The sequence below is a fragment of the Burkholderia sp. AU30198 genome (genome assembly GCF_020419825.1).
Classification (GTDB): domain Bacteria; phylum Pseudomonadota; class Gammaproteobacteria; order Burkholderiales; family Burkholderiaceae; genus Burkholderia.
This window is the reverse complement of record NZ_JAIZSA010000005.1, coordinates 329764-355180: the sequence shown is the minus strand read 5'-3', so window position 1 is coordinate 355180 and position 25417 is coordinate 329764. Positions and strand designations below refer to the sequence as shown.

Genomic DNA, 25417 nt, shown 5'->3' with positions numbered 1-25417 from the left:
GGCGCCCGCGCCCGGTATCGCGGGCGGCCGTGACGGCCGTCGCTACTGCGCGGAAGCCGGTGCGAAGGTCCTGCCCGTCACGTCTCCGATGAAGTCGATTGCCGCTCGAATCGACGGCGAATGACGGAGATCGGCATGCACGACCAGCCAGATTTCGCGGCAGTACGGTTCCCCGTCGAACGGCAGGCGCCGCAACCCGGGATCGCGGTCGCCCATGAACACGGGAAGCCCTGCCACGCCGATTCCCGTGCGGGCCGCGACCTGCTGCGTCGTGATATCGCTGACTTCGCAGGCGATGCGGCGGCCTCGAGCGATCGACGCGAGCCACTTCTGATGCGGCATGTCCGCGAATTGCGCGTCGTAGCAGATAAAGCGCCAATCGTCGGGCGTCGACGCGTGCGCATAGTCGCGACTCGCATAGAGCCCGAAAGCCATCTCGCCCAGCTTGCGCGTCACGTTTTGCGGTTCCTCGGGGCGGAACAGGCGCACGGCGATATCCGCTTCACGACGGGCGAGCGATACGCTTTGCGCCTGGCTGGCCATCGACAGTCGAATGCCCGGATGCAATTGCGCGAATTCATGGAGATGATTCGCGAAGAAATTGTTGGCGAGTACGGGCGGCACGCTGATCGTCACGGTGCCGTGCATCGGCAGGTGCTCCGTGAGCGCGAGGCGCTCGATCGCAAATGCGTGCTCCTCCATTTTCTCGGCGAATTCGAGCATCTGCCGGCCCGCGGCGGTCGGCCGGCACGCACGTGGCAACCGGTCGATCACGCGCACCTTCAATTCGGTTTCGAGTGCGCCCAAGCGACGGCTGACCGTCGCATGGTCGACATTCAACCGCCTGGCCGCCGCCGAAAGACTCCCGGCCTGTGCGACGGCAACAAAGTAACGCAGGTTTTCCCAGTCGAACATCGGTGCATTTTCTCCAGGTTGCTGTGCTGTTTTGCGGAATATTCGCACAGAAGGCAATCCTCTACGCTTCAATCCTCCGAATGCGAAGGATTGCCGATGCAGACCTCTTCCACCCCTCACCCGCGGCTGGTTCAAACGGCGGCGTGCCTCGGTTTTGCTGTCGTCCTGATCGACGTCAGCGTCGTCAATGTCGCGCTCGATGCATTGCGAACGGCCTTTGGTGCAGCGGTCACCGACCTGCAATGGGTCGTCAACGCGTATGCGCTCGTGTTCGCGGCGACCCTGCTGATGGCAGGTGCCCTCGGCGACCGGCTGGGGGCAAAGCGCGTATTCATGGCCGGTTACACGATCTTCACGCTGTCGTCGATCGGCTGCGGCATGGCGCATTCGATGGGCGCGTTGATCGCGTGGCGTCTCGTACAGGGGATCGGCGCGTCGCTGCTGGTGCCGAACTCGCTGGCCGTGCTGCGCCTGGCATTCGACGACGCGGCGGCGCGCAGCCGCGCGATCGGCTGGTGGGGCGCCGGCGGCGGTATCGCGCTGGCGGCGGGGCCCCTGGCCGGCGGGTTGCTCATCGCGGCAGTCGGCTGGCGCAGCATTTTCCTGGTCAACGTGCCGATCGGCATGGCCGGTATCTGGATGACCTGGCGGTTTGCGCCCGACACGCCAGCGCAGCGCGGCCGGCACCTGGATCTTCCCGGGCAACTGACCGGTGCGTTTGCGCTGGCGGCGCTTACGTTCGCGTCGACCGAGGTCAGTGCGCTGGGGTGGCGCAGTCCGATCATCGTGTGTGTGTTCGCGTTGTGCGTCGGGTTGGGCATTGCGTTCGTCCGGCTGGAAGCGCGCAATCCGGACGCGATGTTGCCGGCCACGTTGTGGCAGGACCGGATCGTCCGCAGTTCGATCGTGATCGGTGCGATCGCGAATCTGGTGTTCTACGGCATCGTTTTTACGTTGAGCCTGCTGTTTCAGTCGGTCTGGCATATGACGCCCGTGCGCACGGGCGTGGCGTTTCTGCCGATGATGGGCGTGCTGATGGCCATGAGCATCGTTGCCGGGCGGCTGACCGGGAGGTTGGGTGCGCGCACGCTTGCGACGGCCGGATTGTCGATTTCCGCGGTCGGCTATCTGGCGATGTGGCCGGCCATCGCCGCGCACTCCAACGCGCTGCTCGCGATACCGATGCTGCTGGCCGGCAGCGGCATCGCGCTGACGATACCGACCATCACGGATGCGGCGCTCGCGGCGGTGAGCGGTGCGCAGTCAGGTGTGGCGTCGGGGTTGCTGAACACGGCCCGGCAGGTGGGCGGCGTGATGGGCGTCGCGTTGTTTGGCTTCTTCGTTCGCGAGGCAGGGGGTGTGGCGTTCGTTCACGGGATGGCGCGGGCGCTGATCGTGTCGGTTCTGCTGCTGGTGGTCGGTGCGGTGATGGCCTGGCGGAATCTGGGGGCGGGAGGGGCGGGGCGGACTCGAGCGCGAGCGGCGAGTACGGTCACGCGCTTGTCCGAAGTGGAGCGTTGAGGGGGGTGAGGCAGTGGGGAGCAGGGGCGGGTTCGGGCCGGTTGATATCCGATGTGCCGACCCTCGACCATCACGCGGCTCAGGGCCGCTTCGATGCCGGCGACCGGGCCAGGACGGGGATCTGCACGGGCATGTTTGCCGTCGGATGCTGGGCGGAAGCGATCGTCAGGTCGAAGCCGGCCAAGGCCCGCCGGTGGTGGCTCGACAGTTGTCCGGCCTGCGTGACGTCGGTTCACCGTTTTGCGTCCTGCGCGAGGACGGTAGACGACCCGATTCGCCATTCAATGCTGCGAGACCTCTGCGGTCGGCTTCGGCGTTACGTGTCCATTGCTGAACCTTCGGCGGTCAATTCCCGCGCGATCAAACCGGAGGGCGTGTCGCCGCGCGCTCGCATGAACCGGATGCTCGGGCCTTGGTGAGTGCCCGATGCTCAGGCATTCCGCTCGCGAAGCATCCAACGCGTCAGTTCTCGAATCTGATCGGTCGTGACGCGCTCGTGCAGGATCAGGGTGCGTAGATAAACGGCGCCGATCAGGCAATGCAGCAGGGGCATCGGATCTGCCCCCTGCGGCCACTCGCCCGCTTGCGCGGCGCGATCGAACACCTGTTGAACCGCCGCAAAGCGGTTCGTCCAAAGCCGGTGCAGTTCACTCGTCACGGCCGCATCGTTGTAAGTGGCCAGCACAAACTGAATCGCGGACCTGCCGACGCCCGTTTGCAAGTAGCGCACGGTTGCCGACAGCAACGCGACGAGATCCGCCTGCAGCGAGCCCCGATCGGGTATCGCGATGTGCTCGGCGAAAAGCTCGAAGACGGCCTCCATCATCAGCCCTTCCTTACTCTTCCAGCGGCGATAGATCGAACTCTCATGCACGCCCGCGAGCGCGGCGATGGCGCCGATGTTGAGCCCCTCGAAACCCGATGCCTGCAATTGGGCAATCGTGGCGGCGACCACGGCTTCGCGCACGCGTGCGCTGCGACCGCCAAGGCGGCGACGTGGCGACGGCGATTCTTGTTCGGCTGACTTTGGCATGAGCGGATTTTACACATCGTTCGGCGACGGCCCGCTTTGCCATGGCCGTCCGCTCTCGACGACGGGCGACGGTCGGCAGGCATGCGGTAAACACTAACGCAAGTTTACTTGCGTTAGTGGGGCGAGTCGGGAAACATAGCAACTCGTTCACCCACGCTATGGAGGTTCAAGTGAAAGCAGTGACGTTTTTCGAGTCCGGTACGGAGGTGGCCAGCGAGCACATCCTCAGAATGGAGGTAAAAAGGGCTCGCCACATGATGGCCTTGTTGATGGAGAAACTCGGGGCAGACGGCATGGTCAGCCTGTTCGCGAAGGAGATCGCGGAGCACGAATCGAACGAGAAGGATTGGTCGCTGCGTGCACAAGGTCGCTTCAGTTCGTCAGTTGCCGAAGCGCACGTCTCGGTGGGAACCAGCGCGGAGTTCATCAGTTGGTTCTGGGAGGGCTATGGCGGATCGAACAGCCCTGCCATGCTCCGTGCTCACCCCGAGCATCTCGGTGCGCTACCGCTCCCGGACGGGCGAGTGGGCATTCTCGAAGTACCCGGCCATACAAAGTTGCCGGCCCTCTTGAAGCTCCGTCATTTGGATGACTGGAGCGGGATCCCGATCGAGCTGGCACCCGATATGCCGCATCGCATGATGGGCCGAGTCGAGACGTCCGATGGCGTGACCGTGGGTTACTTGCTGCACCAGTTCAGGGATACGCTTCCTGGCTTCGATGCGCGGCTGGAGATCTTTTGGCCCTCGACCGCGCCGGAAGCGCTCGTTCATGGCCACTCGGACCACTTGATGGTCGAGTGGTGCAACTGGTTTGAGCTATACGTTCTCTCGCGGACGCAAGCCAACGACTTGATGCCGTTGGCGCTTTCGGTGAATACCTGACCACCCCATCCGTTCGCGCACGCCGAGGGGGCAAGTGCGGCGCGAGCCGCGCGTGTGGCGCATCGGAAAGCAGCGGAAACTGGCTCCCGCCTCGCCGCGACATGGATGCCGTGAACCGATCGCGGCCGATGCGCGACCCATTGGCGATTCGATTCCCTGGCAGCGTCGCGACGGACATCTGTTCCAGATCCGCCGCGGGTCGAGAAAAACCGACGGTCGGCGTGCATGCCTGGCAGCACGCGGGGGACGCCAGCCGAAGCGGTTGTCAGTCCGACCTCATTTGATCGCAATACATCGAGCGTCGCGTGGGAGCCAATGGTTAGTCAATTATTTTGTAGTCCTGCATGAATGGAGGAGACATTAAAACATGAGCAAGATGCAAGCATTCCGTCCAATGCTGCTGATCCCTCTCTCGATCGCAGTAGTGGGCCTGCCGTCAGAAGTGCATGCGCAAAGCAACGTCACACTGTATGGTGTCGTGGACTCCGGCGTCATGTACGTGAGCCGTACCTTCGACGCTGGAAGGGGGACGAGCGGCCCGCATCAGGTATCGGCAACGGATGGCGGGATCTCGGGTTCTCTCTTCGGCATCACCGGTACCGAGGATCTGGGGGGCGGTACAAAGGCGATCTTCACGCTGGAAAGCGGTTTCACCACGAACAATGGGGCGCTGGGCAACTCGAACGGGAATCTCTTCGGACGGCAAGCGTTCGTGGGGCTCTCCGGAAACTTCGGCACCGTCAAGGCCGGCCAGCAGTACTCGCCGTTCGGACTCGCGATCGTCGACACGGACGCGCGGCATGCGTCGTTCTTCGGGAGTCAGGCAGGCATTTACATGGGCAATTTTTTTGCGACCGGCATTTTCGTCGCCAATGCCGTGTCCTATACGAGCCCGACAATCGCCGGCATACAGGCGAGTGCCTTGCTTGCGCTGGGCGGCGACCCGAAGGGATTTCAGAAAGGGCGCCAATATGCGGCTCGCGTGCGATACGAATGGAAAGACCTGGTCGTGAACGCGGCCCTCTTCAGTGGAAACCCCGGCGGGTCAGCCAGCGTGTCGACGCCATTTCCATCGACGATCGAATTCAGCGGTCGAACGCTCGGCGCGAGCTATCGCTGGGGTGGCGCAACACTCAAGGGATCGTACACAAGCTACAAGATCGCTGGCTCCTTCAACGAGAAAGTGTACTCGGCGGGGGGCGAATATCTGATCACGCCGGCACTGTCCGCCGATGTGGGCGTTTGGTACATGCGGGACAGCAACGACGCTGCGAACCATTCTTTGCTGGCGTCTGCCGGACTGGACTACTTTCTGTCGAAACGCACGACCTTGTATGGCGCCGCGGCCTGTGTGAACAACCACGGGCTGATGCATACCGGATTCACGGTGAATGGCGCGCTGTATGAGCCAACCGGCAGCAGTGTGGGCATCGTCGCGGGTGTTCGTCACCTCTTCTAGCGTGTCCGGAAAACACATGCCGTGACATCGCCGCCAGTCGATCACGCTGGCGGCGATGTCACGAATGCGTCCTGGCATCGCGTGGCGTTCAGGCAAGGTGCGCGGACACCGCGAGTCCACTGACGGTGCGCTTCAACGTGCGAGAACCACGCACGTGATCGTCGCATTGTCTCGCTGGCCGGTTGCGGAAAGCGCGGCTTTCACCGTTGCCGATGTCCACGGGTGGCGCAACGCCTGCAGCGCGTTCGATCAACACATCGGCTTCACCCGCTGACGGGCCAGAGACGGTGTCGCTTCCCGGCAGATCACCACGCTGGAAGTTGTGGCCCCCCCACAATGTCTGCTTACCCATCGGTTGAGACGCAGCGCGAAGCGCCACGAGCCGTCTACGTCAGTGACCCACCCGATAGACGCGACCGCTATGCACCCCCTCCACGCTGCGTCGATAGGCCATTGCTACGCGTGCCGCCGGCACGCTCTCACAGCCGGGGAAAAACGGACCGAACCGGTCGATGGATTCCGTCAGCATGGCCGGGCTCACGGCATTGATCCGGATGCCGCGTGGAAAATCGCATGCGGCAGCGCGTACGAAGCCTTCAATCCCGGCATTCGACGTTGCGGCATTGGCACCTTGCGCAATCGGATCATCGACCGCGATGCCCGAGGTCAGCGTGATCGACCCGCCATCGGACAGGGCGTGCTGGCCAACCAGCGCGACGCGCACCTGACTCAGCAGCTTGTCCTGCAATCCCTTGTGGAATTCGGCCGCCGTCATCTTTTCGATCGGAGCCAGGATGACATTGCCCGCGGCCACGATGATCGCGTCGACTTGCCCGATCTTTCCGAACAGCGCGCTCACGCTCTCGTCACGGGCGATGTCGACCTGATGGTCACCCGACGTGCGACCCACGCGAATGATGTGGTGTTTTCCGTCACGCGCGAGCTCATCCGCCACGGCACGGCCTACGTCGCCACCGGCGCCGATTACAACGATCTTCATGGAGCCACTCCTTCTCGATTTCAGGTTGGAGCAGCCATTGTTCATCGAACCAATATTGCGATAAATGTGCTCTAATTTCCGACACTACTAATCGCCAGTTCGGAATATGGACAAGCTGCGTTCAATGGAAACCTTCGTTGCCGTCGTGGAAGGCGGCAACTTCACCGAGGCGGCGCAGCGGCTTGGCATATCGGCGGTCATGGTCGGCAAGTATGTGCGCGAACTCGAGGAGCGCCTCGGTGCGCGCATGCTGGAGCGCACCACGCGACGGCAAAGCCTGACGGATGCGGGGCGCGTGTTCTACGAAGATGCCCGGCGTGCGCTTGAACATGTGCGCATCGCCGAGACGTCGGTCGAACGGTTGCGCGCATCGCCGTCCGGCACGTTGCGGATCAGTGCGCCGATTACCTTCGGGTCCTGTGTCATCGCGCCTTTGGCGGCGACTTTCCAGCAGATGTACCCGCTCGTGCGCATCGAGCTGGCGTTGAGCAATCGCGTCGTCGATCTGGTTGACGAGGGGTTCGATCTGGCGATTCGTATTGGCGAGCTGGGCGATGTCGATCTGATCGCGAAGCCGCTGGCCATGTATCGGATGGTGATCTGTGCGTCGCCCGGTTACCTCGCGCGGCATGGGCGTCCGGAGACGCCGCAGGACCTGGGCGCGCATCACTGCCTGTCTCACTCGGTGTGGAATGGCCGTAACGGGTGGAAGCTCAAAGGCTGGGATGGGCCGCAGGTTTCGAAGGATCCGGTTTTTACGTGCGACGATGGTCATGGCCTGCGCATGGCGGCTATCGCGGGTGCGGGGTTGTTGTTGCAGCCTGAAGTGCTGGTGGCACACGATCTGGCGAGTGGCGCGCTGGTGCCGGTGTTGCAAGCCTACTTGCCCGAGCCCCATCCGATTCATATCGTGTATCGGCATGATCGGCGGCCATTGCCGAAGCTGACGCGCTTTGTCGCGCATTTGCTAGAGCATGTGGCGGCGCGGGACGCGTCCTAGCGGGTGGGGGCGTAGTCGACGGTGGATTCAACCGGACGATGCAACAGCTTGATGGCACCGTTCAGCCGGTGTATCGAGGTTGAGTGTCTTGCGTGGACGTTCGTTGCGCCGTCTGGCAATGGCGTTGAGCGTGGCTTGCGAGCAGGCAGAGAGATCGGTTCCTTTCGGGAGGGGCTGTCCCGGAAGCCCGTTCGTGTTTTCGTTCGTGCCGCGTGCCCGGATGCGGGCGTAGACGTAAAACAGAAATTCCGGTTCGATGTGGTGCCGGTACGGCTGGGCGAGAACGGCATTGGCAAACACATCTTTCAGGGTGCTCGCGAGGCGGACGGGGGTATCGATTACCTGCGTGCATTTATCGAACAAGCGAAAAGGCCTGGCGGGATCCATGAACGTCGTTCATGGGAACATGAAATATCTCCATTTTTATTTCCCTTGGCCGGCGACCATAATTCTAGGTTCCGCAGTCCGGCGAACGCGGGCGTATTTCATCGAGACTTCTCATGGCATCCACAATCGAACGCACGCCATTGGCGTTACCAGGCGGGCACAAGAAAGTGCTGCTTCATTCCTGCTGCGCGCCTTGCTCGGGCGAAGTCATGGAAGCCATGCAGGCGTCCGGCATCGACTTCACGATCTTCTTCTACAACCCGAATATCCATCCGCTGAAGGAATACGAACTGCGCAAGCAGGAAAATATCCGGTTTGCAGAGAAATTCGGTATTCCATTTATCGATGCCGACTACGACCGTGACAACTGGTTCGAGCGCTCCAAGGGAATGGAAAACGAACCGGAGCGCGGCATCCGCTGCACCATGTGCTTCGATATGCGTTTCGAGCGCACGGCATTGCATGCCCATGAGCACGGTTTCCCTGTCATCACCAGTTCATTGGGCATCTCGCGGTGGAAGAACATGCAACAGATCAACGATTGCGGTGTGCGCGCGGCCTCGCACTATCCCGACATGCTGTACTGGGAATACAACTGGCGCAAAGGCGGCGGCTCGGCGCGCATGATCGAGATCAGCAAGCGAGAAAACTTCTACCAGCAAGAATATTGCGGCTGCGTCTACTCGCTACGCGACACCAATCGGCATCGCCTGGAAAGCGGCCGGGAACGCATTCAGCTGGGCGTGAAGTTCTACGGCGACGACGACTCCGCAATCGAATCCTGAGCTCGCCATCCGTTCCCGGATCAACAAGCAGAACGGCTTGAAGATCCCATTCTCGCGCACAACCCTGGTCACGCCGCGTGCCGTCCGACGCAAGTCACAGATCGCCATGGCGCAGGCACTTGGCATTCCGCCGGCGCATCGGAAGCGACTCGAAAACGACCTGCGCCCCTTATCTGCTGCGATTCAGCACACGGTCGAACCGGTTTTCGGCCATGCCATTCGTCGTTCCTTGGCCCCGCAGTGAGGGACGCCGCTTTCACGCGCGCGTCATTTCGCGGTTCGCCGTTCGCTTCGATCCGAAGCAAGCGAACCCTCCTTGTCTCGCAGGGCGTTCGGCAAGCTCGCTCCATGACTGCGCCATCAGGTTTTCTGCCTGGCTGAGCGCCGGGCGGTCAAACCCCGCAAGCAAGGAAGGCCCCTGACGCAGATGCACCTGGACTCGAGAGCGTTGGGGCATGAAGCGTCGTATGACCGCGTACCGGCCTTCATCGGGCGGCGAAGGTGCGAAACGAGCGAGTTGGCGAGCGGGCCACCCTGCACACCGGACCATGAACATGATTAATGGTTTGATGAAATATATTCACTTTTATTCATGGATGGCTCGACATAAAATTTGTCTTGAATGCCGATATCTCAAAGATTTCTGAGCAAGAGCCAGGAAATAAAATCGGAAAGCATTGAAAAACCAGGGGATGAATTCAGGCTTCATCTCGGAAATCAGGGTGTCAGATCAACATGAGTCAAGATTTTACATTTGCCATCAAGCGCATTTGCTTCGATGAAGACTATCGGCCGTCAGACAGTACGCGTATCACGACCAATTTTGCCAACCTGGCCAGAGGGACGAGTCGTCAAGAGAACCTGCGCAACACCTTCAGGATGATTGACAATCGTTTCAATGCGCTGGCGCATTGGGATAATCCTGAGGGCGATCGCTATGCCGTCAAGCTTGAAATCATTTCCGTTGAAATGAGCATGGATGGTGAAAGCAGTGGCGCCGCCCTTCCGTTGATTGAAATATTGAAAACGAATATTGTCGATAAAAAAACCGGCGAGCACATCGAGGGCATCGTCGGGAATAATTTCTCGTCTTACGTGCGAGATTACGATTTCAGCGTTCTATTGCTGGAGCACACCAGGAATCGGGCCGAATTCAGCACCCCGGAGAATTTTGGGGATCTGCACGGGAAGCTGTTCAAATGCTTCGTGAACTCGAGCGCCTACAAGGCCAACTTCAAAAAGCAACCTGTTATCTGCCTGAGTGTCTCTAGCAGCAAGACTTATCATCGGACCGCAAATCAGCATCCGGTGTTGGGCATTGAATACCTGCAGGACGAATACTCTCTGACTGACGAATACTTCAGGAAAATGGGGTTGAAGGTTCGTTATTTCATGCCGCCGAATAGTGTCGCGCCTTTGGCATTCTATTTTTCCGGCGATTTGCTTGGCGATTACAGTGATCTCGAGCTTATCGGTACCATCAGCACGATGGATACGTTCCAGAAAATTTACCGGCCCGAGATTTACAACGCGAATTCTGCGGCAGGAAAATCCTATCAGCCAAGTTTGAAGAACGAGGATTTTTCGCTAACCCGAATTGTTTACGATCGGGAAGAACGCAGCCGGCTGGCGATCGAGCAGGGAAAGTTTGTCGAAGAGCACTTCATCAAACCGCACCACGCTGTTCTCGAGCAGTGGTCCGCTAACTACGCGCTTTGATTAATCGAAAACACAAGGTCATCTATTGTGAAGAAATTGTTGCCTACTTCAACTGCTGGCAGTCTGCCTAAACCCTCTTGGCTTGCACAACCCGAGACACTTTGGTCGCCCTGGAAATTGCAGGATGAGGGGCTGATCGAGGGCAAGCAAGATGCTTTGCGTCTGTCGTTGCAAGAGCAGCAACATGCAGGCATCGATATCGTCAGTGACGGCGAGCAAACGCGCCAGCATTTCGTGACTACGTTTATCGAGCACCTCAGCGGCGTTGATTTTGAGCATCGCAAGACCGTTAGAATTCGCGATCGCTATGATGCAAGCGTGCCGACGGTCGTGGGTGCTGTGGCTCGACAAAAGCCGGTTTTTGTTGAAGATGCCAGGTTTCTGCGCCAGCAAACCACACAACCCATAAAATGGGCGCTGCCGGGCCCCATGACCATGATCGATACGCTTTATGACGATCATTATAAAAGTCGCGAAAAGCTGGCTTGGGAGTTCGCCAAGATCCTGAACCAGGAAGCGAAGGAGCTGGAGGCCGCCGGCGTCGATATCATTCAATTTGACGAGCCCGCATTCAATGTCTTCTTTGATGAGGTGAATGATTGGGGCGTTGCGACCCTGGAACGGGCAATCGAAGGTCTCAAGTGTGAGACTGCCGTGCATATTTGCTATGGCTATGGCATCAAAGCCAATACGGACTGGAAAAAGACGCTGGGGTCGGAGTGGCGGCAATACGAAGAAGCCTTTCCCAAGCTGCAAAAATCCAGTATCGACATGGTTTCGCTGGAGTGTCACAACTCCCGCGTTCCAATGGATCTGATCGAACTCATTCGCGGTAAGAAGGTGATGGTGGGGGCGATCGATGTGGCAACGGATACCGTTGAGACGCCCGAGGAAGTTGCCAGCACCTTGCGAAAGGCACTTCAGTTTGTCGATGCTGACAAGCTCTATCCGTGTACCAACTGCGGCATGGCTCCCTTGTCTCGTGCAGTAGCACGAGGCAAGCTGAGTGCTTTGAGTGCGGGCGCGGAAATCGTCCGAAGAGAAATCTCGAACTAGTCCGAGCCATAGTCGGAAGGGGGCTCGGGGAATTGACGTTGGTTTGAATTTCAGGGAGAGCCTCAGGCGGGCTCCCTGGATCGGGTGGAATACGCCGCCCGGATTTCCCGAGTAAAGATGAAGCAAAGGCCTGTTTCGATTCCGGTCAAGCCAACGAGCACCAGCAAGCCCGCATGCAGTTGTTGACGATCGAAGTCGATCAGGTAGCGCCGGGGGAGGGTTGCCTGCACGTACTGCTTCAGTACGACGGCACACATCGGCACGAATGCCGAGTGAGTTCATGGACAAGCGGCACGCCGATATGTGCCGGTCGGTACCGAAGCGGTGCGCCAGTTATGCGCAAAATTGTCGCCGAGTGCTGCTCGCGACGGCCAGACGCGGAGAAGCGAGTGGGCGATTGGGTTGATTGTGATCGATGGGCCGCTTGCAAAATGGACAACCGATGCAGTCAGCCAAAATGATCTGGCTACTTCAGGCCTTCCTTGGCATTTTCGAGCCGCACCCAGTATTCAGTCTCTATCATGTCTCTTTCCAGCACTGCCATCGAGCCATTGAGCTTTCGCGAAGCGCTCGGGCATTACGCATCCGGTATCACGGTCATTGCATCACACGTTGATGGCGAGCCGATTGGCTTCACTTGCCAGTCGTTCTATAGCGTATCGATGAGCCCGCCGCTGGTGTCGTTCAGCGTCATGTCCCGTTCCGCCAGCTATCCTGGAATTCGCCAGGCAGGTCGATTCGTGGTCAATATCCTGTCAGACGAGCAAGTCGGGATCTCCAACCAGTTCGCTCGACGAGGCACGGACAAGTGGCACGGAGTCGAATGGCGAGCGTCGCCGCTGGGTAACCCGATCATTGTCGGCAGCCTTCACTGGCTTGATTGCGAAATCTACGCCGAACACGCCGCGGGTGATCACCTGATCGTGATTGGTGAAGTGAAAGCGTTAGACGTGCAAGACGCTGCTGCTACGCAGCCATTGCTGTATTTCAAAGGGCAATATCGCAACATCGCCGCGCATGACGCGGTTTGAGCGCTGACTTCCGTGGCCCTCTTTTACGTGTCAATCAATTGAGCGCCTGACCATCTCGGTGAATACGCTCGGCACCAGAGCCGGAGTGGCACGGCATCAATCCATCGAAGGGTGGGCCGAGGTGGCGATCACGCGTGCAATTCCGGCGCGTTGATTGTCAGTCCGGGCGACTCGGCGGGGGCCATCGGTGCTTGGCCAGTCATCATGTCCCGGGGTTCGATTCAGCGTTCCGGCGTCGAATCTTCCGGCTCGAACCATTCAGGCCAGGAGCTGCGGTGCCGGTTGCCGGCCTCGATGCAAGGAATCAACGTCTGCGCCAGTACCGCTAACTGATTGGCCGATTTGGCAATCCGGTATTTGACGCTGTGCACGCACTCCCGGTCGCCAAATTCGCAACGATTGAGCCGGGTTCCGCCACAGGGGCCGTTCGCCAGGCCTTTGGGGCATGTCTCGGGGCATACGTAGAGGGTTTCCTGCAACCGGCAACGGCCGCAGGTATCGCAGCCGACCAGCGGCCGTTTGACCGTCCGTTCGACAGCATGTAGCGCATCCGCGGCCACGCCGCCCTTCCACATCGGCCGCGTCACGCTCCAGCCAAACGCTCTGCTGAGCCATCCCGTGCCACCGAAGAGCTGGCTATGTGCGGTAGAGAGCAGCGTGTGTCGCAGGCGCTCCCGGCGGGTGGCGGTGACATCGGATTGCCCCATTTCCCACGCATCGATTTCGGGAGCGAAGCATACCTGGGGCACCCCAGGCATCTGCCAGCTTGCGCGCCATCGTTCGTCCCACTCGGTCAGTGAGGTCACGCTGTCCCGCTGCTCGGTGATCGCCTGCTCCAGCGAAAGCAGTTCATCCAGCGTATGCAACCCGGACACATGAGCACCGGCATAGCCCATCAGCTGCAGGCCCACTATCTGCAGGGCCAGACGCTCGAGGCTTCGTGCGCTGGCATAGGCCTGCGATACCTGCTGCTCCCTGCCCAACAACGCGCGCATGGATTCGGTGATGACGACGCCGGGTACGGCCTGCAGAGCGGCCGCGCGCTTGTCGGTCAGCCTCATCACACAGGCCAGCATGGGTTTCATGCGTACCTGAGCGCGCATCCAGGTCTGGGCTTCAACATGCTTGGCGGCATCGAAACCCAGTTGCAGGGTAAAGAAATCGGCACCGGCCAGAAGCTTTTTCTGCGCCTTCAGATACTGTGCGCCGCCTTCTTCTTCGCGGTATTTGAACGGGTTCAACGCAGCGCCCAACAGCCAGTCCGGGCATTGCTCGCGAGCAATCTGCAGCGCGGGCACCGACTCCAGATAGCGCACGGGTGCCTGCCCGGGATGGTGGCCTGGCAAGCGATCACCGCTGAGCAGCAACAACTGCTCCAGACCACGGGCCTTCATCGACTCCATTTGGAGCAACAAGTCTGCACGCTCCCGATCCTTGCCTGAAAAGTGCAGCAAGGACGACGCTGGATTTCCCAATGCCGCAGCGCCTTCCAGCGGGCTCATGTCCGAGTGCAGGCCGACACGATCGGCGAAGGAGGGCAGTAACGGCCAGCCTGCCAAGTGCCCGCGTTGCACGATTTGCTCAAACGCGGTCAAGCGCGAAGGGGACTGTTGAGGAACGACCTCTAGCACGCAGACGAAGCGTCCTTCGTTCAGCGCCTGTTTCAACGAACTCAAGACAGCTCGATACCTTGTAGATCAGCGGGGCGTCGTTGCCGCGGCCTCGTGGCGATAGCAGAGCAACGACTGCGACGTTAGCCGACAGCAGGCTGGCGGCATGAAAGAAGAACAATTGCGCGGGGCGCCCGATTTGCGTTCAGCAGCCAATCGGCAACGGTTGGCGACAGCATCGCGCCTTCATGCGCGTACCAGGCAGAAACCCGGCTCGACGGGTTCGAGCTGCGACAGGATAGCGTCGAGATGCCAACGTGTACAGGCCAGCCATCGCCATATTGAGCAGCACACCGATGGCAAAGCCGACGGCCAGTGCCTGCGCAGCGGGGAGCCCGCACCATCAGCAACAGGAGACCGGTCAGCAGGTGCGATCCATTGAACCGACTGGCCCCCGATGGAGGGCCTGCATCCACCTCAGTGTGTGGGCACTCTGTTAGCGCTTTCCCAAAAGCCCGGCAACAAAAAACAGTCACGATCCGCCAAAACCGAGGCGCGGATCTCGCCAATACTTTGCCTCGGTGCCAGTTCCTATAAGGGAAATCCCGGTGCAGTGCCAGGTTATCAAACGAGATTAACTTATATCAAACTAATTTTGACGACGATTTATGTTCCTGATATGGTTTTTGCACTTGCAAAGCGCGACCCGGCTGCGTTGGTGCTCAGTGGAAAGGTTCACCCAGGTTACCAGCGGCTGAACGGGATGCTCAATCAGCCTGTAATGGTGACCGTTATATCCAGATCGATTTGGGGAGCAGGTGAAGTGTGTTCCGGCTTCGTCATCACCGCCCTCGCTTGCGGGTAGTGCGCGAGCGTTGAGCGTAACGACGCAGCACTGCTTCGACATGCGATCGGAGGAACTTCGGCCAAGCGCGGTGATCCGCTCGGTTTTTTGGCTTCGCGGATTGGGTACATCTGTTCGCCCGGATCACGAGTACGGCGGGTGGAGATCAGTTCGAGTGGATCCTCGTGAGCCTGCCCGCAGGCAAGGCACACTCGAAAGTCACCACGCGGGGGCGAGTGCCTTTGCGCGATCGACGACGAAGCGGCCTGGAACTGGAAGGCAAGGTGCTTGTGCTGCATGCAGGAGATTCGGCACACGATCAATTCACGGTGCCGTATAGCTGGAGCGACAACGGAGGCAACGGAGCGGGTTTCGTCCAGGTAGGGGGCGCCGCGACGGTTCTAATCGGGGGAGTGCCGGATGGGTGGACACGTGTGGCACCTCTCCGTAGAAAATTTTGAGGATAACGAAATGATTGGATTGAATATGCCGATTTGTCGAATATGACACCGGCCGTTGCACCTTGAGACGACGCGCAGGCCGTGCGCCGTCATCTGCATTCGAATACAACAAAACCCGTTTCAAACAATCCCGAAACCACTCCTGACAGTGAAATACAGATGAAAAACAAGAAATTCAACGTCAGCGTTATCGCTGTTGCTGCCTTCGCCGCATCGTCGGCGGCAATGGCACAGTCGTCGATCACCCTGTATGGCATGCTCGATGCAGGCATCGGCTACACCTCGAACATCAATGGCCACAAGCGGTTCGGCCTCGATGGCGGTGCCGCAGGTTCGAACAAGTGGGGCCTCAGGGGGACGGAAGACCTCGGCGGCGGACTCAAGGCGATCTTCAAGATCGAAAACGGTTTCAACATTGGTACAGGTGGCATAGGCGGCCAGGGGCCTATTGGTTCCTCGCGTTCGTTGTTCAACCGGCAGGCTTACGTCTCCCTCGCTTCCGATCAGTACGGTACCGTGCGCCTGGGGCGCCAGCTCGACGCCGTGACGGAAATGGTGCAAGTCCTGACGGGCGACGCCATTTCGGCGTCGACATTCTCGACCCCGGGCGACGTGGACAACAACGACAACACGACGAACCAGAACAGCGCCGTGAAGTACATTTCGCCGGTCATCCACGGCTTCCAGGCGGAAGGCGCGTATTCGTTCGGCGGCGTTGCCGGTGCGATGGGTTCGGGTCAATCGTGGTCGGTGGCTGCGAACTACGCGCAAGGTGGCCTGACGGTCGCCGGCGGCTACTTCCATGCGGCAAACCAGGGTGAGAACGGATGGATGAACGCAACGGCGCAACCGAGTTTCGGTGGTGCGCTGGGCTATCCGAGCTCGGGTTACAACGGCGGCAATGCGTTCAAGAGCGCGGGCATCGCGCAAGTCGCGACTCAATACCAGATTGGTCCGTACACGGCTGGCTTGCGCTACTCGAACGCTCAGTACCAAGGTAATGCTGGCCAGCCGTCGATCCACTTCAACGTGCTGGGTGCCCTCCTGCAGTACCAGGTAACCCCGGCGCTGGCGCTGGCGACCGGGTATACGTACGTCTACGGTTCCGCGGCCACGCCGAAGCTGGCTGCCGAAGGTCGCACGATGGCGTCGATCAACCAGGTGTCGCTGGGTGCAACGTACTCGCTGTCGAAGAGCACCGCGCTGTACGCCATGGGTGGCTACGTTCACGCTCAGGGCGCTCAGGCTTCGGTTGCCGACTTTGGCAACACCGCATCGGGCGGTAACCAGGTTCAGGTCAACATCGGCATGTACCACGGCTTCTGATCGCCGGCTCGAAAATCCGGAGTAGTGGGCGCACTACTCCGGCAACGAAGCATTCCGCTATGAGGCGGCAGGCATAAATGAATCTTGCGATGCGGACGAATCCGTCCTGCATGCGTAGTCAATCGCGCGCTGGTTCGAATCGGCGAGCGTCAAGGCGTTCCAATCCAGAGCAAGGTGGTCTCGGCTTGTGCCATGTTCTCGACGCTGTGCTGGGCCGTCGTTTTGTACTGCACGAAATCGCCTTCCCGTAGCGGAAATTCGTTGCCATCCAGGGTCAGTTTGATCTCGCCTTTCAGAACGTATATCAGTTGTTCTGCTGACGTTGGCGATTCGATACATCGCGCTCCCGGCGGTGTTCGAATCAATACCGCTTCCATCTCACCGGGGCCACGATAGCCAGTTAGACGGGAAAAGCAGTTGGGTGATTCCGACGTGCTGAAAAACGTTCTTGATTCGGCATGCGAAATTGATAGATCGTTGCCCAGCGGGTTAAAAAAATAATCGACCGCAACGCCGAGAGCCGTAGCGATGCGGGTGAGAGAGGACAACGATGGGGAGGCATAGCCTCGCTCGACTTGGGACATGTATCCCTTCGAGAGTCCGGACGCAGTGGCTACGTCTTCAAGCGTCTTGTCTAGCCGCTTGCGGAGGCTTCGAATCTTGCTCCCGAGGCGAACGTTGTCAGGTGTTAAAGGTCTTTGCTTGGGCATGACTGGAAAGAGGATTCATCCGGCCTGGACAGGCTGCGCTCAATCGCTCGTATCACCGTTCGCCCCGAACGCGTGCGAGGGCTCATGCCGGGTTCGACATCAAGCAGATTTGCCAGCTTCCGACAGAAGCATCCTGGCGACATCTCGCGCCTCTATTGCCGCGCTCTTGTTGCCGTAGACTTGAGCGGCGACGATGGCGCCATCGATCAAAATCATCAGCTTGCTCGCGTAGACCGGAGCCCGATTTTCGCCTGTCAGCGGCTTCAATAACTGTTCGAAGAAAGTGCGCAGATGCACTTTCTGCATGGCTGAGGCTCTGGCAATCTCAGAGTCAGCTTCAGGATGTTCAGTTGCCGCGTTGATAAACATGCAGCCGTAGAACAGAGGGCCATTAATCCACAGATCATGCCAATCGAAGATGGCATCGATTCGCGCCGTGGGGTCGCTGCGTGCGTTCGCATAGGCGACAAGGTCGTCGAAGGTAACCCGTTGGCGTTGACGAAGTACCTCGACGATCAAATCGTCTTTCGACGGGAAGTACTTGTACATCGTCATTTTGGACACTGACGACTCTGCAATGATCCTGTCGACACCCACTGCCTGATACCCGAATTCCGAAAATAGTCGGGTGGCCGTGTCGACAACAGCCTGTCTCTTTGCGCTCATCACGCTGCTCCGTTTCACACGCCAGGCGCGCACTTTAGCAGGAGTATACAGATCTGTCTGTATACGGTGCCGTGGCAAGTCAATCCTCCCGGAATCAACGCTCAAGATCCGTGAAAAGTGACTATATGCAACGTATTCGGGCTTACTTGCGACAGTTTAAAATTTTCAAGCTGGCGGACGACACGCGCGGAGACTGCTACATGGCACGAGTCGCCAGTTGGTTTCATCTCCAGTGCCGTCGACAGGAGATAGAGCGTTCTTCAAGCGCCTTGGGCGGTGTTGTCAGCGAGCGAGCACTGGGTGATGCGCACCGTCGGTCGCTTGCTCTTCCTCGTCGCACGCAGTGAGCGAGGCGGGCCCGGTGCACAGTCCCTGACAGAAAGAGCGTGATTTCGCATCATGCTCTCGTTTCGATCTCCGTGATAAAACATTCGCCGTGGTACGCGATCGAATGACTCTTGAGCGCCGAAAGGGATCGTCGAATGTCTCGGACTGCGCTGGATCGATTGATCACAACCGGCCGATTTCGTCCTGCCAAATCGGCTCGAGGTTCGCTTTCTCCAGGCGTGCGAAACTGACGATGATCTGCGGCAGTTTGTTTGCCGTCATGCCCATTGATATCGCAGCGAGGCATCGATGTATTGCGACGTTCGCTAACGATCCCGGTGAGCATTGTTCAGCGTAAATTACTTCAAAAGAATGTGTACTCAAATGACTATCCCTGACCAGGATGCGTGGAACGCCTGGCATCCGGCCGAGCTTGCTCGACGATTGAGCACGATCCATTTGCCCTGGTGTGTCGTCGGCGGATGGGCCCTCGATCTTTGGCATGGCGCCCAGACGCGTGAACACGACGATCTGGAATTCACCGTATTGCGGGAAGACTTTGGCACCTTCCGCCGAGCGTTCGGTGATCTGGCGTTCTACACCGCGCACGCCGGAGTGCTCGACAAGCTGCCGGAAAATCAGGATGCCCCGTCAGGGATCATGCAATTCTGGGGATTCGACTGTGCGGCTGAAAGCTGGCGGATTGATATGATGATCGAGCCGGGAACGAATGAATGGTGGGCCTACAAGCGAGATCCGTCGTTCAAACGACCGCGCGCCGAAATGGTGATGAAAACAGCCGACGGCATTCCCTATCTGAATCCATCGGCCGTACTGCTGTTCAAGGCCCGGGATCGGCGCCCGAAAGATCGACAGGATTTCGACAGAGCATTACCGAAACTGCCGGCTGTCGAACGCGCGTGGTTGAAAGAATGCCTCGACGTTCTCCATCCCGGCAATGAATGGGCGCAGGCGTTGTAATGGCGAGTCGTTGTCTTGGTTGACGGATCGTCGTCACGTTTGCAGCGGGGCTTGACGCGAGTTGGTCCTAGGCCGTCCTCGGTCGACTACGGACCTCGGTGTTCCGCCATGTCCTTCGCGGCGAAACAAGTCCGCCGAGTTGGCGGTCACTGGACGACAGTGAGCATTCCCCGTTACCTTCAAACTCGCCCCATCCTTTGAATGTCAACGACGAGGTCGCGCCATGCAACTGCAAACCGGTAACCTGTTCACCGCGGAAGGCCAGCACGGCGACGACGAGCGAATCGACCTCCTCGTCACGGGGCAGCGTCTAAACGTAGAGCGGATCGTTTCGATGGGCCACACGAGCCCCGATGGCTTCTGGTATGACGACTCACGCGCCGAGTGGGTCGTACTGCTGTCGGGCGCAGCCGTGCTTGAATTCGAAGAAGGCCCGGCGCGCCACGAAATGCATCCCGGCGATTACGTGCTGATCGAGCCGCATTGCCGCCATCGCGTCGCGTGGACGCACGAAGAAACGCAAACCGTCTGGCTTGCGATTTATTACGAACGTTGAACGGGGAATATCGGGCGGCAAGCGATCGGGCGCGCAGCATGCCGCCGCGCGCCGAATGAGACAAAGCCTCATCAACCCGGCGCGGTCTTTGAATACCGCCGGTATCGATGCCCAAATAGCAGGACGGCGCGCTAAACCGCGCGCCGGTGTGCGTCGAGAATCTTATTCCTGGATCAGGAATCGATTACGATTCTTCGCGTCCTTGATCCATGCAGGTGCGCGACCGCGGCCCGACCAGGTTGCCCCGGTCTTCGGGTCGCGATACTTTGCCTGCACGGGGGCGGCCGCTTGCTTGGCCGGACGACCGCGACGCGCACCGAAAATGTCCTTTTCGGTAATGCCGAATTCCGCCACTTTGGTGCGGATGTCGTCGACGATCGCCTGGAATTCCGCGGCACGTGCAGCTTCGGCTTTCTCGGCCAAAGCATCCATTTGGGCTTTCAGTTCCTTGTAAGTCGCCATGATCGCTCTTCAGGTTGAGTACACACATGATAGCGGTTTCAACGGGAAAATTCGTGGAAATTCTCACCGACTACGTGTTTTGTCTTCAATCGGTGATGCAGGACTGCTTCGAACACCTGAAAAGTGTGTCACATTGACGAGCACGTAGAGGATTACCCGGAAACTTTTATCGACAACGGCACGTCGTTTTGACCGTTCGCGGCAGGTTTCTTTCTCGAAAACAAGCAGCCGAGACTTAATGGGTCTTTACATTTTTATGAAGTATCGGGGAATTCACTAATGAACAGAGACGATAAGCTGATACAGGTCGCGGCCGAATTCGGATTCGATCCGGACGAGGAAATCAGGATCGGCGGAAAGTACACGCCTGTTCTCGTCGATGGGCGTACGGCCTACATTGCCGGCCAGATTCCGCGGATCGGCGAAGCGGTGCATTTCGTGGGTGTGGTGGGGGAATCCGTTTCGCTCGACGAAGGCCGTCGGGCCGCCGGCGTATCGACGCTGCGTGCGCTCTCGCTGATCAGAAAGCACTGCGGCACGCTCGACGCGATAGCGACGGTGCCACGCATCACCGTGTATGTGCGAAGCGCGCCCGGCTTCACGATGCAAAGCGAAATTGCCGACGGCGCATCGGACATTTTGTATGCGGTGCTTGGGGACGCCGGTATTCATACGCGTACGTCGGTCGGCGTGCTGCAATTGCCCAAGGGCGCATCGGTTGAAGCGGATTTCATTTTCGGGCTGAAGCACGGCGATACCGGTAATTGACTTCCGTGGGCGGCATGTCGCGGATGCGTAGTTCCGCGAAGCACTCGGGAAACCGATGCATTGGCATTGGCGGCGGAGCCCCGCGATGCCGAAAAAAAGAAATTGCCACCGAGGGAATTCGAAGCGCCGCTCGACGAAAAGCATCTCGCAAAGCTTCAGGTGCTATGCGATACCTGCAACATGAATGCGCGCGTCGGATTGGGCAGGTGGGCCGCGCTGACGTTCGACCCGTGTCCAGGCGATCTCGCGTGCTGGCTCATCGAGCAGAGCGCGTACGTTACCGTGACCGACGCATGCGGCGCACGGCGCTGCTTGTTCGCATCCGTAGTCGTTGCGCATAGGGCGGTGCACTGCGCCCGGGCACGCAGTCGATCCTCGCCTCCGGTCTGCCCGGCGGCGCTGTGTCAGCTGCGCGCCTTTCAAGTCGTCAGCCGATCGCGAATTTGTCACCGGCCGGCAACCGCATGTCTGCCGGACTATTCCCGACTCCCCGCAATTACCGGAAACCACCTCCCCACCAATATCAACCGGCATCCCCATTTTGGGAGATGCCATTGCCCGACGATAAGCCTACGATTGACCGCAGGGCATCGGGGCCGGATGTCATCAGAACAAATGGACGGGCCCGCCATTCCGTGTCGAACTCAACCCATGCCCGCGAGGTTGACTGACACAGCTTCTGCGTACGATGACGTTCGACGTGTGCGGTGAGTCGTTTGCATCGCAACACGATGGCGCGTTGATGACGGAAGGCCTGCTGTCGTATTTCGGGGAATTTCAATCAATATGCTGGCACGAGACTATGCAGAACGAGAGCTCTCTCACATTCAGAGAATGGTCGCTCTCCTGGACAGCGAGGCATACGCCGACGATGTGTCGATGTCGGGCGCGGGGCGTGTGCGGCATCCGAGCTACTGGCGCGGGCGAATCGAGGAGCTGCTGTCGGCGCCCGACGTGCCGCGCCACGTCAGAAAGCTCAGCGAAGCGGTGCTCGCGAAGATCGACGCAATGGAAATGCGGTTCGCGACGATGAAGTAAGTACATCGTCGGATACGGCGCCGGCACGCGCGCCATCGAGCCATCGCGTCGTCGACCGGATGGCCGGTCGCTTATCCAGGTGATGCGGGCGCCATCACGTCGAGCAGCGCCGCACGGAACGCGGCCATCTCTGCGGCGGTGCCGATGGACACGCGAAGATACGCTGGCGGGCCCGACTCGCGAATCAGGACGCCGTGGCGCAGGAGTCCGCTCCAGATCCGGTGCCGGTCCGCAAACTCGCCGAACATCACGAAGTTGGCATCGGAATCGGCCACCGTGAGGCCCAGGGCACGCAGCCAGCCGACGGTCGAATCGCGCTCGGCCTTGATCGTCTCGACCTGCGACAGCATCTCGTCACGCGCGACCAGCGCCGCGCAGGCCGCCGCCTGGGTGAAGGCGGACAGGTGATAGGGCAATCGAACCAGCTTCAGCGCGTCGACGATCGCAGGCGCGCACGCGCAATACCCGACGCGGCCGCCCGCGAACTTGAACGCCTTGCTCAACGTGCGGGTGACCACGAGCCGCGGATGGTTCGGCAGCAGCGTCGCCGCGCTGGGGACGCCGTGACGCCGGAACTCCGCATAAGCTTCGTCGACGATGACCACGCCCGGCGCGACGTCGAGTATCGCGCGGATATCGTCGATCGGCAGCGCGGTTCCGGTCGGGTTGTTCGGCGACGTCAGTAGCACCACGCTCGGCTGGTGCGCGCGGATACGGTCGAGCGCCTGATCCAGATCCAGCGCGAAATCCTCGGTGCGCGGCAACGTATGCAGGCGCGTGAACGTCGTGCGGCAGTATTCGTCATACATCGGATACGCGGGCGTAAAGACCAGCGCCGAGCGCCCCGGGCCGCCGAATGCCTGCAGAATCTGCTGGATCACTTCATTCGAGCCGTTGGCCGCCCAGACGCGCGATGCGTCGATCGTCACGCCGGTGTCGTGCGTCAGGTACGCAGCCAGATGCGATCGCAGTTCGGCAAAGTCGCGATCGGGATAGCGGTTCGCCGCGCGCGCGGCGTCGGCCACCGCGGTCGCGATGCGCTCGACGAGCGCGGGCGACGGCGGATACGGATTCTCGTTGACGTTCAGGCACACCGGCACATCGAGTTGCGGTGCCCCGTACGCGTGCTGCAACTTGAGATCCTCGCGAAGCGGTAAATCCGACAGGGCAACGGCTTTCCAGGGTGGTTGCATTGAAAACACTCCGTACGGTATCGATTGATCGGCGCAGCAGGTTTTTAAGGCGGCAGAAAACAAAAAAGGCGCCGGAGGCGCCTTGGTTGTCGTCTTGATCGGGCATTTACCCGATGCAATTGCTAGATGCGAAACGAGCCACGGCGCAACAAAGGGCGTCCGTGGTGATGGTGCAGCGAGGTCGTGGTGTTTCGAATCGTCATGCGCCGCATCATGGCATACCCTGATCCGGATGAAAAGCTGGCGGCACCGCGCGCGCCCGATGCAATGGCGTGGGGAAAGCCGGAAAAACGGCGATTAAGTCTGACGATAAACGGTAACAAACGTGGTATTTCGATCAAACGCGAACGAGTGATTCAAACGTTGGCGCCGATTGACTAAGATGCGCAGAAGAAAGACGTTCGACAAAAACGCACGGCGCGGGGTGGCCAGATGCCAATGAACGGATTGATTCCATCGGCATGGATCGATGACGTCTACGCTGCGGCACTGGGCGATCAACGATGGGAAACGGTGCTGGACGGGCTGCGCTCGTGGGTCGGCGTGCGCATGGTCACGCTGCTGTCTTTCGACGACGCGGCGAGGGTGCCGGCGATCGAGCAGGCGGCGGGCGACGACGCGTCATGGGTCGCCGCGTGTTACCACACCTATAACACCGAGTTCTATCGGTACGACCCGGTCGTGCCGGTCGCCGGCAACTGGCCGGCGGGCCGCTGGTTCGAGGACGTCAAGCACCTGCCTGCGCAGCAGCGCGCGCACAGCGCGTTCTATCAGGAATTCCTTCACCCTTACGGGCTCGGCAGCATCTCGGGCCTGTACATCCATCGCAACGAGGGTTCCGGCGCATTCCTCAGCGTCCAGAGCGGCCCCGAATCGCAAGGCCTTTCCGACGATCAGCGCCGTGCGATCGAAAGCATGGGAACGCATATCAGCCGCGCGCTGCAGATCCAGGCGCGGATCGGCGAGCTCGAGGCGCGTGTGGCTGCCGCCGAATCGGCGCTCGATGCGATTCCGGTGCCGGTGTTCCTGCTCGGCGCGCAGCGCGAACTGCGCTATACAAATCACGCGGCCGATCAACTGATCGCGGCGGAGCCGGCGCTGCGGATCGTGAACGGGCGATTCGCGCCGGAAGGCTGCATCGACGATGCGCACTGGCGGCACGCTCACGCGCGCGGCGGGCTGTTGTTGCGGCGCGTGAATGGCGAGCCGCTGCCGCTGGCGCTGATGCCGGTGCCCGAGCAATCGCGGCTGATGCGCGAGCGGCCGGGCGTCGCGACGCTGATGACGGCCGCGGACCTGCGTTTGCCGTCGGCCCGCGCGCAGCGATTGCGCGTGTTCTACGGGTTGTCGTCGGCCGAGGCCGATCTCGCCGTGCTGCTGTGCTGCGACGGGCTGTCGCCGCAGGAATGCGCCGGGTTGCGCGGCGTGTCGATCGGCACGATCCGCTCGCAGATCAAGTCGATCTACGCGAAGACGGCCGTGGCGCGCGCGGCGCAACTGACGTCGCTGGTCATGCAGACGTGACGGCGCGGGGCGGGCGCGGGCGTAGGGCGCCAGAGTATCGGCAGCGGTGTGTGCGGAAAAGCAGCGGCTTACGTCCAGTTGCGCCACTGGTGCTGGGGCGGTGCGTTGGAGGTCGGGCGATTGGTTTACTGCGGCGCCAGCGTAGTGGCATTTCGTTGTGC

At 60.1% G+C, this 25417-nt stretch carries 26 protein-coding genes and 1 pseudogene; 17 read left to right on the top strand and 10 right to left on the bottom strand.

Annotated features, from left to right (window positions below; genetic code table 11):
- Positions 1-42: 42 nt before the first annotated feature.
- Positions 43-915 carry a LysR family transcriptional regulator gene (locus LGN19_RS14735; protein ID WP_226215504.1) on the bottom strand — a complete coding sequence of 291 codons (873 nt, stop codon included), beginning with the start codon at positions 913-915 and terminating at the stop codon, positions 43-45.
- Here LGN19_RS14735 and LGN19_RS14730 point away from each other — a divergent pair.
- Positions 826-2436 (top strand): MFS transporter, encoded by a 1611-nt coding sequence (locus LGN19_RS14730; protein WP_226215502.1) that lies wholly within the window; start codon positions 826-828, stop codon positions 2434-2436. The two genes, LGN19_RS14735 and LGN19_RS14730, sit on opposite strands and share 90 nt — an antisense overlap.
- A gap of 430 nt (positions 2437-2866) precedes the next feature.
- On the opposite strand, the gene LGN19_RS14725 is transcribed toward LGN19_RS14730, so the two are convergent.
- Positions 2867-3403 carry a TetR/AcrR family transcriptional regulator gene (locus LGN19_RS14725; protein ID WP_226215501.1) on the bottom strand — a complete coding sequence of 179 codons (537 nt, stop codon included), beginning with the start codon at positions 3401-3403 and terminating at the stop codon, positions 2867-2869.
- A 236-nt stretch (positions 3404-3639) separates the two neighbouring features.
- Here LGN19_RS14725 and LGN19_RS14720 point away from each other — a divergent pair, with 236 nt between their 5' ends.
- Positions 3640-4353 (top strand): hypothetical protein, encoded by a 714-nt coding sequence (locus tag LGN19_RS14720; RefSeq protein WP_226215499.1) that lies wholly within the window; start codon positions 3640-3642, stop codon positions 4351-4353.
- Between the two features lie 376 nt (positions 4354-4729).
- Positions 4730-5812 carry a porin gene (locus LGN19_RS14715; RefSeq protein ID WP_413227209.1) on the top strand — a complete coding sequence of 361 codons (1083 nt, stop codon included), beginning with the start codon at positions 4730-4732 and terminating at the stop codon, positions 5810-5812.
- A gap of 391 nt (positions 5813-6203) precedes the next feature.
- Here the strand turns inward: LGN19_RS14715 and LGN19_RS14710 are convergent, their stop codons facing one another.
- Entirely contained in the window at positions 6204-6812 is a 609-nt protein-coding gene (locus LGN19_RS14710) for a short chain dehydrogenase (protein WP_226215495.1), read from the bottom strand.
- A 106-nt stretch (positions 6813-6918) separates the two neighbouring features.
- Between LGN19_RS14710 and LGN19_RS14705 the strand changes: the two genes are divergently transcribed.
- A complete protein-coding gene (locus LGN19_RS14705; protein WP_226215493.1) occupies positions 6919-7812 on the top strand; it encodes a LysR family transcriptional regulator in 894 nt (297 codons plus the stop codon).
- 27 nt (positions 7813-7839) lie between these two features.
- On the opposite strand, the pseudogene LGN19_RS14700 reads toward LGN19_RS14705, so the two are convergent.
- A pseudogene (locus LGN19_RS14700) lies at positions 7840-8025 on the bottom strand (IS30 family transposase); the annotation flags it as partial.
- Positions 8026-8312: 287 nt separating this feature from the next.
- Between LGN19_RS14700 and LGN19_RS14690 the strand changes: the two are divergent.
- The 4 genes from LGN19_RS14690 to LGN19_RS14675 all read left to right on the top strand — a co-directional run bounded on the left by LGN19_RS14690 (position 8313) and on the right by LGN19_RS14675 (position 11759).
- A complete protein-coding gene (locus LGN19_RS14690) occupies positions 8313-8984 on the top strand; it encodes an epoxyqueuosine reductase QueH (RefSeq protein ID WP_226215492.1) in 672 nt (223 codons plus the stop codon).
- A 37-nt stretch (positions 8985-9021) separates the two neighbouring features.
- Positions 9022-9228 (top strand): hypothetical protein, encoded by a 207-nt coding sequence (locus LGN19_RS14685; protein WP_226215490.1) that lies wholly within the window; start codon positions 9022-9024, stop codon positions 9226-9228.
- 491 nt (positions 9229-9719) lie between these two features.
- A complete protein-coding gene (locus tag LGN19_RS14680; protein ID WP_226215488.1) occupies positions 9720-10703 on the top strand; it encodes a DUF1852 domain-containing protein in 984 nt (327 codons plus the stop codon).
- 27 nt (positions 10704-10730) lie between these two features.
- Entirely contained in the window at positions 10731-11759 is a 1029-nt protein-coding gene (locus LGN19_RS14675; RefSeq protein ID WP_174957705.1) for a methionine synthase, read from the top strand.
- Positions 11760-11821: 62 nt separating this feature from the next.
- On the opposite strand, the gene LGN19_RS14670 is transcribed toward LGN19_RS14675, so the two are convergent.
- Entirely contained in the window at positions 11822-11989 is a 168-nt protein-coding gene (locus tag LGN19_RS14670; protein WP_226215486.1) for a hypothetical protein, read from the bottom strand.
- 291 nt (positions 11990-12280) lie between these two features.
- Here LGN19_RS14670 and LGN19_RS14665 point away from each other — a divergent pair, with 291 nt between their 5' ends.
- Positions 12281-12790, top strand: coding sequence for a flavin reductase family protein (locus LGN19_RS14665; protein ID WP_226215484.1), 510 nt, complete (start codon positions 12281-12283; stop codon positions 12788-12790).
- A gap of 221 nt (positions 12791-13011) precedes the next feature.
- Here the strand turns inward: LGN19_RS14665 and LGN19_RS14660 are convergent, their stop codons facing one another.
- On the bottom strand, positions 13012-14466 hold the full coding sequence (locus LGN19_RS14660; protein WP_226215482.1) for a methylenetetrahydrofolate reductase C-terminal domain-containing protein: 1455 nt from the start codon (positions 14464-14466) through the stop codon (positions 13012-13014).
- Between the two features lie 391 nt (positions 14467-14857).
- Between LGN19_RS14660 and LGN19_RS14655 the strand changes: the two genes are divergently transcribed.
- Positions 14858-15265 (top strand): hypothetical protein, encoded by a 408-nt coding sequence (locus tag LGN19_RS14655; protein ID WP_226215480.1) that lies wholly within the window; start codon positions 14858-14860, stop codon positions 15263-15265.
- Between the two features lie 599 nt (positions 15266-15864).
- Positions 15865-17031: a porin gene (locus LGN19_RS14650; protein ID WP_226215478.1), complete on the top strand. Its 1167-nt coding sequence runs from the start codon at positions 15865-15867 to the stop codon at positions 17029-17031.
- A gap of 149 nt (positions 17032-17180) precedes the next feature.
- Here the strand turns inward: LGN19_RS14650 and LGN19_RS14645 are convergent, their stop codons facing one another.
- Both LGN19_RS14645 and LGN19_RS14640 read right to left on the bottom strand, forming a co-directional pair.
- Complete coding sequence (locus LGN19_RS14645; RefSeq protein WP_226215477.1) at positions 17181-17741, bottom strand: helix-turn-helix domain-containing protein; 561 nt, start codon at positions 17739-17741, stop codon at positions 17181-17183.
- A 99-nt stretch (positions 17742-17840) separates the two neighbouring features.
- The gene (locus LGN19_RS14640) at positions 17841-18407 is read right to left on the bottom strand and encodes a TetR/AcrR family transcriptional regulator (protein WP_226215475.1); all 567 of its coding nucleotides are present in this window, start codon (positions 18405-18407) and stop codon (positions 17841-17843) included.
- A gap of 711 nt (positions 18408-19118) precedes the next feature.
- On the opposite strand from LGN19_RS14640, the gene LGN19_RS14635 reads away from it, so the two are divergent.
- Both LGN19_RS14635 and LGN19_RS14630 read left to right on the top strand, forming a co-directional pair.
- Positions 19119-19715 (top strand): nucleotidyltransferase domain-containing protein, encoded by a 597-nt coding sequence (locus LGN19_RS14635; protein ID WP_226215473.1) that lies wholly within the window; start codon positions 19119-19121, stop codon positions 19713-19715.
- Between the two features lie 223 nt (positions 19716-19938).
- Complete coding sequence (locus tag LGN19_RS14630; RefSeq protein WP_089452673.1) at positions 19939-20271, top strand: cupin domain-containing protein; 333 nt, start codon at positions 19939-19941, stop codon at positions 20269-20271.
- 162 nt (positions 20272-20433) lie between these two features.
- On the opposite strand, the gene LGN19_RS14625 is transcribed toward LGN19_RS14630, so the two are convergent.
- Complete coding sequence (locus tag LGN19_RS14625; RefSeq protein WP_122949982.1) at positions 20434-20733, bottom strand: H-NS family nucleoid-associated regulatory protein; 300 nt, start codon at positions 20731-20733, stop codon at positions 20434-20436.
- 279 nt (positions 20734-21012) lie between these two features.
- On the opposite strand from LGN19_RS14625, the gene LGN19_RS14620 reads away from it, so the two are divergent.
- Both LGN19_RS14620 and LGN19_RS14615 read left to right on the top strand, forming a co-directional pair.
- Positions 21013-21501, top strand: a complete 489-nt coding sequence (locus LGN19_RS14620) for a RidA family protein (protein WP_226215471.1) — start codon at positions 21013-21015, stop codon at positions 21499-21501.
- A 786-nt stretch (positions 21502-22287) separates the two neighbouring features.
- Positions 22288-22539 (top strand): hypothetical protein, encoded by a 252-nt coding sequence (locus LGN19_RS14615; protein ID WP_174957715.1) that lies wholly within the window; start codon positions 22288-22290, stop codon positions 22537-22539.
- Positions 22540-22610: 71 nt separating this feature from the next.
- Here the strand turns inward: LGN19_RS14615 and LGN19_RS14610 are convergent, their stop codons facing one another.
- Positions 22611-23732 carry a histidinol-phosphate transaminase gene (locus LGN19_RS14610; RefSeq protein ID WP_226215470.1) on the bottom strand — a complete coding sequence of 374 codons (1122 nt, stop codon included), beginning with the start codon at positions 23730-23732 and terminating at the stop codon, positions 22611-22613.
- A gap of 201 nt (positions 23733-23933) precedes the next feature.
- Between LGN19_RS14610 and LGN19_RS14605 the strand changes: the two genes are divergently transcribed.
- A complete protein-coding gene (locus tag LGN19_RS14605; RefSeq protein ID WP_226215468.1) occupies positions 23934-24113 on the top strand; it encodes a hypothetical protein in 180 nt (59 codons plus the stop codon).
- Between the two features lie 57 nt (positions 24114-24170).
- A complete protein-coding gene (locus LGN19_RS14600; RefSeq protein WP_226215461.1) occupies positions 24171-25256 on the top strand; it encodes a helix-turn-helix transcriptional regulator in 1086 nt (361 codons plus the stop codon).
- Positions 25257-25417: the final 161 nt, after the last annotated feature.

What these genes read in the sequence shown, in the direction of transcription:
- LGN19_RS14635 (WP_226215473.1), top strand. Translation starts at nt 19,119, where the DNA reads ATGACTATCCCTGACCAGGATGCGTGGAACGCCTGGCATCCGGCCGAG.
- LGN19_RS14650 (WP_226215478.1), top strand. Translation starts at nt 15,865, where the DNA reads ATGAAAAACAAGAAATTCAACGTCAGCGTTATCGCTGTTGCTGCCTTC.
- LGN19_RS14620 (WP_226215471.1), top strand. Translation starts at nt 21,013, where the DNA reads ATGAACAGAGACGATAAGCTGATACAGGTCGCGGCCGAATTCGGATTC.
- LGN19_RS14645 (WP_226215477.1), bottom strand. Translation starts at nt 17,741, where the DNA reads ATGCCCAAGCAAAGACCTTTAACACCTGACAACGTTCGCCTCGGGAGC.
- LGN19_RS14705 (WP_226215493.1), top strand. Translation starts at nt 6,919, where the DNA reads ATGGACAAGCTGCGTTCAATGGAAACCTTCGTTGCCGTCGTGGAAGGC.
- LGN19_RS14615 (WP_174957715.1), top strand. Translation starts at nt 22,288, where the DNA reads ATGCTGGCACGAGACTATGCAGAACGAGAGCTCTCTCACATTCAGAGA.
- LGN19_RS14655 (WP_226215480.1), top strand. Translation starts at nt 14,858, where the DNA reads ATGGAGGGCCTGCATCCACCTCAGTGTGTGGGCACTCTGTTAGCGCTT.
- LGN19_RS14605 (WP_226215468.1), top strand. Translation starts at nt 23,934, where the DNA reads ATGCGCCGCATCATGGCATACCCTGATCCGGATGAAAAGCTGGCGGCA.
- LGN19_RS14715 (WP_413227209.1), top strand. Translation starts at nt 4,730, where the DNA reads ATGCAAGCATTCCGTCCAATGCTGCTGATCCCTCTCTCGATCGCAGTA.
- LGN19_RS14680 (WP_226215488.1), top strand. Translation starts at nt 9,720, where the DNA reads ATGAGTCAAGATTTTACATTTGCCATCAAGCGCATTTGCTTCGATGAA.
- LGN19_RS14735 (WP_226215504.1), bottom strand. Translation starts at nt 915, where the DNA reads ATGTTCGACTGGGAAAACCTGCGTTACTTTGTTGCCGTCGCACAGGCC.
- LGN19_RS14710 (WP_226215495.1), bottom strand. Translation starts at nt 6,812, where the DNA reads ATGAAGATCGTTGTAATCGGCGCCGGTGGCGACGTAGGCCGTGCCGTG.
- LGN19_RS14625 (WP_122949982.1), bottom strand. Translation starts at nt 20,733, where the DNA reads ATGGCGACTTACAAGGAACTGAAAGCCCAAATGGATGCTTTGGCCGAG.
- LGN19_RS14610 (WP_226215470.1), bottom strand. Translation starts at nt 23,732, where the DNA reads ATGCAACCACCCTGGAAAGCCGTTGCCCTGTCGGATTTACCGCTTCGC.
- LGN19_RS14665 (WP_226215484.1), top strand. Translation starts at nt 12,281, where the DNA reads ATGTCTCTTTCCAGCACTGCCATCGAGCCATTGAGCTTTCGCGAAGCG.
- LGN19_RS14690 (WP_226215492.1), top strand. Translation starts at nt 8,313, where the DNA reads ATGGCATCCACAATCGAACGCACGCCATTGGCGTTACCAGGCGGGCAC.
- LGN19_RS14600 (WP_226215461.1), top strand. Translation starts at nt 24,171, where the DNA reads ATGAACGGATTGATTCCATCGGCATGGATCGATGACGTCTACGCTGCG.
- LGN19_RS14630 (WP_089452673.1), top strand. Translation starts at nt 19,939, where the DNA reads ATGCAACTGCAAACCGGTAACCTGTTCACCGCGGAAGGCCAGCACGGC.
- LGN19_RS14640 (WP_226215475.1), bottom strand. Translation starts at nt 18,407, where the DNA reads ATGAGCGCAAAGAGACAGGCTGTTGTCGACACGGCCACCCGACTATTT.
- LGN19_RS14730 (WP_226215502.1), top strand. Translation starts at nt 826, where the DNA reads ATGGTCGACATTCAACCGCCTGGCCGCCGCCGAAAGACTCCCGGCCTG.